The organism is Archangium sp. (assembly GCF_036388035.1).
In the GTDB taxonomy this organism is placed as follows: Bacteria; Myxococcota; Myxococcia; order Myxococcales; family Myxococcaceae; genus Archangium.
The window spans coordinates 1-10,084 of sequence record NZ_DASVSO010000311.1 but is presented as its reverse complement, the minus strand read 5'-3'; the positions used below and the strand labels follow the sequence as shown (position 1 = coordinate 10,084).

The 10,084-nt window shown below is 69.3% G+C and carries 7 protein-coding genes and 1 pseudogene; 2 read left to right on the top strand and 6 right to left on the bottom strand.

Annotated features, from left to right (window positions below; translation table 11 throughout):
- Both VF697_RS12875 and VF697_RS12870 read left to right on the top strand, forming a co-directional pair.
- The coding region (locus VF697_RS12875; RefSeq protein WP_331094736.1) for a DUF4091 domain-containing protein at nt 1-1,695 on the top strand (1,695 nt) is incomplete at its 5' end.
- Nucleotides 1,696-1,733: 38 nt separating this feature from the next.
- Nucleotides 1,734-2,606, top strand: a complete 873-nt coding sequence (locus VF697_RS12870) for a DUF3108 domain-containing protein (RefSeq protein ID WP_331094734.1) — start codon at nt 1,734-1,736, stop codon at nt 2,604-2,606.
- Here the strand turns inward: VF697_RS12870 and VF697_RS12865 are convergent.
- The 6 genes and pseudogenes from VF697_RS12865 to VF697_RS12840 form a co-directional block, all read right to left on the bottom strand.
- Nucleotides 2,596-2,964: a hypothetical protein gene (locus VF697_RS12865; protein WP_331094732.1), complete on the bottom strand. Its 369-nt coding sequence runs from the start codon at nt 2,962-2,964 to the stop codon at nt 2,596-2,598. The two genes, VF697_RS12870 and VF697_RS12865, sit on opposite strands and share 11 nt — an antisense overlap.
- Before the next feature lie 75 nt (nt 2,965-3,039).
- Nucleotides 3,040-4,878: a hypothetical protein gene (locus tag VF697_RS12860; RefSeq protein ID WP_331094730.1), complete on the bottom strand. Its 1,839-nt coding sequence runs from the start codon at nt 4,876-4,878 to the stop codon at nt 3,040-3,042.
- 99 nt (nt 4,879-4,977) lie between these two features.
- Nucleotides 4,978-5,496 carry a DUF507 family protein gene (locus VF697_RS12855; protein ID WP_331094728.1) on the bottom strand — a complete coding sequence of 173 codons (519 nt, stop codon included), beginning with the start codon at nt 5,494-5,496 and terminating at the stop codon, nt 4,978-4,980.
- A 140-nt stretch (nt 5,497-5,636) separates the two neighbouring features.
- Complete coding sequence (gene uvrC / locus VF697_RS12850; protein ID WP_331094727.1) at nt 5,637-7,574, bottom strand: excinuclease ABC subunit UvrC; 1,938 nt, start codon at nt 7,572-7,574, stop codon at nt 5,637-5,639.
- Nucleotides 7,575-7,580: 6 nt separating this feature from the next.
- Entirely contained in the window at nt 7,581-9,737 is a 2,157-nt protein-coding gene (uvrB, locus tag VF697_RS12845; RefSeq protein WP_331094726.1) for an excinuclease ABC subunit UvrB, read from the bottom strand.
- Nucleotides 9,738-9,817: 80 nt separating this feature from the next.
- Nucleotides 9,818-10,084: pseudogene (locus VF697_RS12840) on the bottom strand (peptidase M28); the annotation flags it as partial.

Genomic DNA, 10,084 nt, shown 5'->3' with positions numbered 1-10,084 from the left:
TTGGGGGGGGGGTGGGCGGCGCAGTGGGTGCTCGCGGGGCTGCTGGCCGCGGCGCCCGAGCCGCGAGTGGTGTCCGGGCTGGAGAAGGTGCGGCCCGGAGTCGCGGTGAAGGGCGAGAAGGAGGCCCGGTTGAGCCTCGCGCGCGGTGAGTGCGAGGCCGCCCAGGTGGTGCTCCCCGCGGGCACCTCGCGCCTCCAGGTGAAGCCGCTCGCGCTGCGCGGGCCGGGGGCGCCCCTGAGCACCTCGGTGTGGCGCGAGGCGTGGGTGGACGTGAAGACGCCCTCCAACTCCCAGGGGGCGAGCGGGCCGTGGCCGGATCCGCTGGTGCCGGTGGAGGCCCCCACCACGCCGGAGGCGCCCACCGTCCTCTACGTGGAGCTGTGCGCGCCGGAGGCCCAGGAGCCGGGCACGTACCAGGGCGCGCTGCGGGTGGAGGCGGACGGCAAGCCGCTGGCGCCCGTGCCCTTCACGGCGGAGGTGCAGCCCTTCGTCCTGCCGGCCACCGCCTCGTTGCCGACGAGCTTCGGCGTGTCCCTCTACAGCATCGCCAAGGGGCACGGGCTGAAGCCCGAGTCCCCCGAGGCCCGCGAGCTGCTCCGGGCCTATGCGAGCGAGTTGCTGTCCCACCGGCTCAGCGCCCATGGCATGAGCATGGACGCGCCCCCGGTGCGCTTCGAAAAGGGCAAGGCGGTGGTGGACTTCCGCGCGTACGACGCGGAGGTGGGGCCCTTCCTGGAGGGGACGGTGCTGCCCTCGGGCGCCCGCTTCACCACCTCCGAGGTGCGCGACAGCCGGGCGGCCCGCACCGATGCGGAGAAGGAGGCGTACTACCGCGCCTTCGCCGAGCACTACCGCCAGAAGGGCTGGCGCGCGCAGCTCTTCTTCTACGCCAAGGACGAGCCGAAGCCCGAGGACGTGCCGCTCGTGCGTGCCCAGTCGCAGCGGGTGCGCGCGGCCAGCAAGGACGTGCCGGTGCTCGTCACCGCCCCGCTGGACGAGGCGCTGCGGGGCTCGGCGGACATCCTCACGCCCACCCTCAACTGCTTCTTCCCGCGCCCCGGGCCGCAGACGTGCCGCAACGTCGTCCCGCTGTCCACGCTGCGCGGCAAGCTCTCTCCCCACGCCAAGGTGTGGTGGTACCAGAGCTGCAACTCGCACGGCTGCAACGGGGGCCCCGCCGAGGACGCCTCGGTGGAGAAGGCCTACAGCGGCTGGGCCTCCTACATGGTGGACCACCCCGCCCCGCTCAACCGCGCCATGGGGCCGCTGGCCTTCCTCTCCGGCGTGGACGGCGAGCTCTATTTCGACACCGTCTTCGCCTACAACACGAAGGACCCCTGGCGGGACGTCTTCGAGTTCGGCGGCAACGGGGATGGCACCTTCTTCTACCCCGGCACCCCCTCGCGGCCCGGCTTCACCCGCCACCAGCCCGTGGTGTCCTTGCGGCTCAAACACCTCCGCGACGGCCTGGAGGACTACGAGTACCTCCGGCTGCTGGAGTCGCTCGGCGAGCGGGCATTCGCCCGGGAGGCCGCGCAGCGACTCACCCGCTCGGGCTATGAAGTCGAGACGGACCCCCGGCAGTGGGAGCAGGTGCGGCGGGAGATGACGGCCCGGTTGCGCAAGCGCTGGGAGGCGTCCGAATACTCGAAGCGCTCGGACGTCCATCCGAAGCGAGTGGGAGCCCCCAAGTGAGCCGGAGACACTTCACCCCGTTGCCAAGGACGACCGCCATGCGCCCTGCCCTCGCAGCCTTCCTCTTCAGCCTCTCGTCCGCGGCCTGGGCTCAGCTCCCGGACGCGACGGATCCCTCGGACGAGCACAAGACCGCGCAGCCGGCCTCGTCCGCGGTGCCCCGGTGTGAGCAGCGCCTGCCCACCCTCCGCAGCCCGTTCGCCTTCGCTCCGGGCGAGATGCTCGAGTTCGACCTCGATGCCATGGGCGCCAATGCGGGCAAGATGACCATGCAGGTGCAGAAGAAGACGGACAGCGCCCTGCCCGTGCAGATCAAGGTGCAGACCAACTCCTTCTTCTCCAAGGTGCGCCGGGTGGACGCCACCGCGGTGAGCTACCTGCACCCGAAGACGCTGCGGACCTCGCGCTACACCGAGGACGCCATGGAGAACGAGTCGCGCCGCACCGTGGACGTGGCCTTCAACACCAAGGACCGGAAGGTCCGCGTGGAGTACGTCTCCAGGGGCAAGCCGGGCCGCAACGACTACTCCTACGACCACGAGGGCCTGGACGTGGGCGGCGCCATCTACATGATGCGCCAGCTCCCCATGAAGGAGGGCCTGCCCCTGTGCTTCGACGTCTACGGTGTGCGCCGCATGTGGCGCATGACGGCCACCGTGGTGAAGCGCGAGCATGTCTCGCTGCCGCTCGGCGAGTTCGAGGCCTGGCACCTGTCGGGCACCGCGGTGCGCCTGGACAAGCCCTCGATGACGCGCGAGGTCCACGTGTGGATCTCCGACGACGAGCGCCGGCTGCCGCTCGCGGCCGTGGGCTCCATCGACCTGGGGGCGGTGCGCGCCACCCTCACCTCGTACTCGCGCCCGGGCGAGAAGGCGAAGCAGGCCCAGGGCAAGGAACAGCTCAAGTGGTAGTCGCGTGACGCATGAGCGCCGCCGCCTGCGACAGCCGGCGGCGGAGCCGCGTCGCCACATCCTCCAGCAGCGCGAGCCGCTGAAGCACGAGGTAGTCCTCTCCGGCCTCGAGCAACGACAGCGGGGACAGCCCGTCGGACTGGAGCGTCTCGAGCACCTCGGAGAAGTGCGCCTCGACATCCCCGAGCGCTTCGAGTCCTTCCCGGAGATCGTCCTCCAGGAAGTCCAGCAGCACGGTGGAGTCGGCGCGTGGAGGCAGCGCGTGGCCAAGCTGCTCCACCGCCTGGCGGAGCGGATCGACTCCCGCGCGGCGCAGCGTCGCGGGGGCGGCAACGAGGGCGGCAGCGTGTGTCCTCATGTAGGCCAAGCTACAGGCCAGTAGCAGGGGGTCAATTTTTCGCCCCCCTGCCAGAGGGAGAGGACGCGGCCACCATCAGGGCGCTGGAGCCGCCCCACCCCCCGGAGCCGCCGCGCCTGGAGCCGTCGTCGTGGGCGCCGGACCCGGCCCCGACACCGACCCCGTGGCGCCCCCCCCGGCACCTCCTGTACCCGAGGTCGCGCCCGGCACCAGACCCGGCACCGCGGTGGCCGCCGGTGTCGACGTCACCGGTGACGTGGTGGCACCGGGCGGCGTGGCGCTGATGGGCTGCGAGTTGAGCGGCGTGGGCGTGGAGACGAGCGGCACCGCCGACTGCCCGTTGAGCGGCTGCGGGCTGGTGACGAGCGGCACCGGCTGCTGGGCGTTGAGCGGCAGCGGCGTGGCGATGAGCGGCACCGCGGGCGTCACGACCTGCTGCGGCTCCGGCGTGCGCACCACCCCCGTCGTCACCCGAGGCCCCCCGAAGGCGAACTCCGGTCCGGAGACTCCAGGCACCAACGGCACCACGGAGAACGAACCACTGGAGGACAGGAAGGTGGACTGCTGCTGCGGCCCCGGTGTCAGCGGCACGAAGCCTCCCACCGTGGCCGGGGGCAGCTGGCTGGCGCTCCTCACGCGCGCGTCGTTCTGGAAACCCTCCGGGATGAAGGGCGTCTGCTGTCCGGGAAACTGCGAGTCCTGCTGGCCCGGCTCGGCGGGCTGTCCCGCGCTGATGGCCACCCGCCCCGGCGTGTCCGGCGTCAGGAAGGCCTCGGGAACGATGGGCGTGGTCTGGAAGCCGGGCGTCCCGATGTCGGGGTCCCCGGGATTCTGTGTGGAGAGCGACACCCGGCCCGTGTCCAGGAAGGGGTTGAGCACATCCCCCGCCACCGCCCGCTGAGGCCCCGGGAGGGTGACATCCGCAGTCTCCGCCGTCTGGGTCGCCAACGGGTTGGCCAGGCCATCCGTGCCGCCCAGCTCCTGTCCGAACGGAGTCCCCGAGAAGCCGCCCGTGCCGGTCTGCCCCGTCCCGGTCTGCCCCGTTCCCGTCTGTCCCGTAGTCGCCAGACCGGAGCCCCCCACGCCCTGCTGCTGTTGCTGTTGCGACAGCCCGCTGTTGGGCACGAGCCCCAGGGAGGCCCCACCCGGCACCGGCGTGCTCGGCGGCGCCACGCCGACGAACACCCCCGCCGTGGGGACGAACGCCACCGCGGGCACCGGGGTGCCGTTGATGTCGATGGCCACGTCATCGAAACCGAACTGGATGAAGCCGCGAGGCTCGAGCGCGCGTGGCAGGTTCCAGACCATCACGTACAGTTCGGTGTCCCCCGGGCGCGCGGACGGCATCAGGCGGAAGGTGTCGTCATCCGCGTGCGCCCCCTGACTCAGCGCGGCGGCGTGGATGAGGGCGGTGTCCGAGAGCAGCGCGCCATTGCGCCAGACGCGGCCCACGCCCCACACGGCCGTCGCCGACTGCACGCGCGTCATGTTGGAGAAGCCGAGCCCCGAGGTGCCGTGCAGGTCCTGCCCCACCACCACCCCGCCCGAGATGGGCTGGGCCGGCGGTGAGGGCAACGGCCCCGTCACGGGTGTGCCGGCCATCGCCTGCGCGGGCGGGAAGCCCCCCTGCGCCAGCTCCACCCGGTACGAGTCCCCTCCAATCTGGAAGGTGGCCTCCAGGCGCGCGACGTCGCCATAGGTCGCTCGCGGGTCCGCGATGCGGTCCTGCGTGAAGAGCTCGGCCGAGCCGCTCCCCCGCTCGAACAGGTCCGTGAAGGGCACCGAGCCCTGTGTGAAGAAACCGACGCTCCCCACCGTCCGCGCGGTGACTCGGGGACCATCGAAGCTGAAGACGTCCGCTGGGCTGGCCGTGAGCAGCCCGGCAAGTACGAAGCTGGACAAGATTCCCGCCATCGACGCTGCCTCCTCAGAGAGAGGGTAGGCAGCGGAGGCGATGGATGGTGGCTCGAAGCAGCCAGGCGGGCGAGTCCCCGCCAGGGCTGCTCGGTCCGACTAGATGAGCCCGCGCGCGCGGCGGATCTGCTCCACCGTCTTGTTGTACTCGATGTCGAAGGCGCTGGTGCCCTCCTGCAGGTGCTTCAGGCGCGAGCGGGCCTCCTTGTCGATCTCCTCGTCCACGTCGAGGTGCTTCTTCATCACCGCGTGGATCTTCTGCCGGAGGATGTTGTCGGCGGCGTACACCTCCTCGACGTTCCGGCTGATGAGGAGGAACTCAATCATCTGGTTGATGACGTACTCGATGCCTTCGTCGCCCATCTTGAAGCCGCGGACGTCGGCCATCTCACGCTTGACCTGATTGAACTTGGAGTAGTCGTAACCCCGGCGCTCCAGCGCCTCGCGCGTGGCTTGATTCACGCGCTCCTCGTTCGCCAGATACTCCCGCATGATGGCGGACAGGTCCATCTCGGCGTCAGCCACGCGCATCGGCTCCACCTCGATATCCCCGTCCTGCATCAGCCTCTGGACGCCCTCACGAGAGATGATCGGGATCACCTTTGGATAGAGCCTCATGTCGGTCCCTCGCCCCTTGAAGACATATCGACTTGGACCCGTTCGCTATAAATCAGCGTGAAGCCCAGTCGCAATGAAAAACCCCAGGAACATCGCGGATTCAGCGGCCTTATGCCGTCCCGCTTTCGAGCGGAAATTAATCACGGCGAGCCGGGTGGCGACCCTTCTTCTGACTTTTCGTCCACCAGGGCACCCGCATCCGCCATGGAAGCCTCGCGAATGGGATCCTCCGAGTCCTCCTCGGGGTGGCCGTGGAGCGCTGCGTGGACTCGCTCGGCGACCGTGGGGCCAAGCACCTCCGCCAGGGCCTCGATGTCCGCCTCGCGCACCCGCTTGAGCGAGCCGAAGTGGCGCAGCAGCAGCTTCTTGCGCGTGTCCCCCACCCCCGGGATGTCCTCCAGGACGGAGTGGAAGTTGCCCTTGCGCATGCTCTTCTGTTGGAAGGTGATCGCGAAGCGGTGGGCTTCATCGCGCAGGCGAGCGAGCAGGTAGAGCTCCGCCGAGTTCTGCCGCAGGACGATGGGATCCTTGCGGTGGGGGAGGAAGACGCGCTCGGGGCTGCGGGCACTCTCCTCGTCGCGGTCATGCACCTCGACGTCGCGGCTCTTGGCCAGGGAGATGATGTCCACCCCCTCCACGCCCAGGTCCTTCGCGGCGGCGAGCGCGCTGGCGAGCTGTCCCTTGCCGCCGTCGATGACGAGCAGGTCGGGCAGGTCCCCCTCCTCCTGGCCGCGCTTGAGCCGGCGGGTGATGACCTCGTGCATGCTGGCGAAGTCGTCCTGCTTCTCCAGCGTCTTGATGCGGTAGCGGCGGTAGCGGCTCTTGTCGATCTCCCCGTCGGTGGCGGCCACCTGGGAGGCGACGATGCTGGCGCCCTGGAAGTGCGAGATGTCGAAGCACTCCATGCGGCGCGGCAGGTTGCGCAGGTGGAGCCGCTCCTGCAGGCGGCGCAGCACCACCTCCGTCTCGTCCTTGGTGCGGCGGCGCTCGAGCACGGCCTGCTCGGCGTTCTTCTGCGCCATCTCCACCAGGGCGCGCTTCTCGCCGCGCTTGGGCACCATCACGTGCACCCGCTCGCCCTTGCGCTCGGTGAGGAGGGCCTCGAGGCCCGCGCGCTCCTCGATGTCCAGCGGGAGCAGCACTTCCTCGGGCACGAAGTTGCCCTGGTCATAGTAGAGGTTGACGAAGGACGGCAGCAGCTCCTCGTCGGGGAACTCCTGGCTGCCGAGCGGGAAGGCCATGCCGCCGTTGAGCCGGCCCTGGCGCACGTAGAGGACGTAGACGAGCAGCCGGTCCCCCTCGCGGTGGGAGGCGAAGACGTCCTGGTCCTTGAAGTCGGTGGTGGCCACCTTCTGGCGCTCGAGGCTGCGCTCGATGGCGAGCAGCTGGTCGCGGATGCGCGCGGCCTCCTCGAACTTGAGCTCGCCCGAGGCCTGCTTCATGCGCGCGCGCAGTCCCTCCACCAGCTCTCCCGCCTTGCCCTCCAGGAAGAGGATCACCTCGTCCACGCTCTTGCGGTAGCCCTCCACGGGGACGGGGTAGACGCAGGGCGCGGGGCAGCGGCCGATCTGGTGCAGCAGGCAGGGCCGCTTGCGGTTGGCCAGCACGTGGTCCGTGCAGGTGCGCAGGTGGAAGAAGCGGTTGATGATGCGCAGCGTCTCGCGAATGGAGCTCGCGCTGGAGTACGGGCCGAAGTAGCGCGCGCCGTCCTTCTGGTAGCGCCGCACCACCTCCAGGCGCGGATAGTCCTGGGTCTTGTCGAGCCGCAGCGAGATGTACTGCTTGTCGTCCTTGAGCAGGACGTTGAAGCGCGGCTTGTGCTTCTTGATGAGCTCGTTCTCGAGGAGGAGGGCCTCCTTCTCGTTGTGGACGAGCACCGTCTCGATGTCGCCGAGGAACTGGTCCAGCAGCGACACGAAGGCGCGCGTGTCCCCGGTGCGGGTGAAGTACGAGCGCACCCGGTTGCGCAGGTTGACCGCCTTGCCCACGTAGATGATCTCGCCGCGGCGGTCCTTCATCAGGTACACGCCGGGCTCGGTGGGCAGCGCGTCCAGCTTCGCTTCGAGCTTCGCGTCCATGAGGGTCTACCGGCTCTTCCTCGGCCCGATGCCCGTCTTGCCGTGAGGCGGGCCTCCCCCGCCCTTGCCTCCTCGCGGCGAGCCTCCGCGCTTGCCCCGCGCACCGGGCGTCCCGGGCTTCGCCTCGTCGGCGGGCCTTGCGGGGGCCTTGAGCAGCGCGCGGCTGGGCGGCTTGAGGCCCAGGTCCATGTCCTTGAGCAGCAGGATGCGGTCGCGGATCTCCGCGGCCTTCTCGAACTGCATCTCGTCCGCGTAGTGCTGCATGTCCTTGGTGAACTCGCCGATGAGGCGCTTGATCTCCTTGGGCTCCAGCAGGTCGCCGACCGCGTCGGCGGCCATGGGCAGCTCGGACGGATCCGCGTCGTAGAGGTGCTCGGACAGGTCGAGGATGTGGCTCTTCACCGCCTTGGGCGTGATGCCGTGCTGCGCGTTGTAGGCGCGCTGCACCTCGCGGCGACGGTTGGTCTCCTCGAGGGCCAGCTTCATCGAGTCCGTCATCCCGTCCGCGTACATGATGACGCGGCCGTTGAGGTTGCGGGCGGCGCGGCCGATGGTCTGGATGAGGGACACGTGGCTGCGCAGGAAGCCCTCCTTGTCCGCGTCGAAGATGGCCACCAGGGACACCTCGGGGATGTCGAGGCCCTCGCGCAAGAGGTTGATGCCCACCAGCACGTCGAACTCGCCCTTGCGCAGATCGCGGATGATGGCGGTGCGCTCGATGGCGCCGATGTCCGAGTGCAGGTAGCGCACCTTCACGCCCACCTCGGTGAGGTACTCGGTGAGGTCCTCCGCCATGCGCTTGGTGAGGGTGGTGACCAGCACGCGCTCGTTCTTCGCCACGCGCTTGCGCACCTCCTCCAGGACGTCGTCCACCTGGTTGCGCGCCGGGCGCACCTCCACCTCGGGGTCCGTCAGGCCCGTGGGGCGGATGATCTGCTCCACCACCACGCCCTTGGACTTCTGCAGCTCGTACTCGGCCGGGGTGGCGGAGACGAAGACGGCCTGCGGCACCATGTCCTCGAACTCGGAGAACTTGAGCGGGCGGTTGTCCAGGGCGCTGGGCAGGCGGAAGCCGTGCGCCACCAGCGTCTCCTTGCGCGCCCGGTCTCCCCGGTACATCGCGCCAATCTGCGGCACCGTCTGGTGGCTCTCGTCGATGAGCACCAGCATGTTGCGCGGGAAGTAGTCCAGCAGGCACGGCGGCGGCTCGTTGGGAGGCCGGCCCGAGAAGTGCCGCGAGTAGTTCTCGATGCCGTTGCAGTACCCCACCTGCTCGATCATCTCGAGGTCGTACATCGTGCGCTGCTCCAGGCGCTGGGCCTCCAGCAGCTTGCCCTCGCGCTTGAACTCCTGGAGCCGCTCCATCAGCTCGTCGCGGATGGTCTGCAGTGCGCTCTTCCGGGTGTCCACCTCGGTGACGTAGTGGCTCGCGGGGAAGATGACGACCTTCTCCAGCACGCCCAGCGTCACGCCGCGCAGCGGATCGAACTCGGTGATCTTCTCCACCTCGTCGCCGAAGAAGCTCACGCGCACGGCGCGCTCCTCCTCGTAGGCGGGGAAGACCTCCACGGTGTCGCCCCGGGCACGGAAGGTGCCTCGGTGGAAGTCCAGGTCGTTGCGCTCGTACTGGCTCTCCACCAGCTTGCGGATGAAGCTGTCGCGGCCCAGCTCGGCGCCCACGTTCACCGTGACGGCCATGTCCACGTACGAGCGCGCCGTACCCAGGCCGTAGATGCAGGACACGCTGGCCACGATGAGCACGTCATCGCGCGTGCGCAGCGAGTGGGTGGCCGAGTGGCGCATCCGCTCGATCTCATCGTTCACCGAGGAGTCCTTCTCGATGAACGTGTCCGAGGTGGGGATGTACGCCTCGGGCTGGTAGTAGTCGAAGTACGAGACGAAGTACTCGACGGCGTTGTGGGGGAAGAGGGACTTGTACTCACCGTAGAGCTGGGCGGCGAGCGTCTTGTTGTGCGCGATGAGCAGCGTGGGCCGCTGCACGTTGGCGATGACGTTGCCCATGGTGAACGTCTTGCCCGAACCGGTGACGCCGAGCAGCGTCTGGTAGCGGTCCCCGCGCAGCAACGCCTCGGTGAGCTCACCGATGGCGCGCGGCTGGTCGCCCTGGGGCTTGTAGTCGCTGACGAGCTGGAACTGAGGCATGGCGGAAAGGTTTAACACCCGGAGTGTGGGGATGCCGGGTGCAAAAACGTCCGGAAGCCGGAGAATCGACGAAACGCGCCCTACCTCGCCTCCTCGCTCCTCAGGGCTTCGAGCGCCTGGAGGCGGGGGACCTCGAACTCGTCCCCCTTGTTCCACCGGGGCAGCTCCCTCGTGCGGGCCACGTGGGCGCCCAGGAGGAAGAAGAGCTGTACGTCCTCCACCGCGCCGGAGAAGTCCCAGTCCGGGCGCAGCTCGTCCGAGGGCTGGTGGTAGTGCTTCGCCTCCCACGCCTCGCGCTGCTGCTTGCCCCAGCCCTCGGGGCGGCCCACGAAGTCCATGCCGCTGCC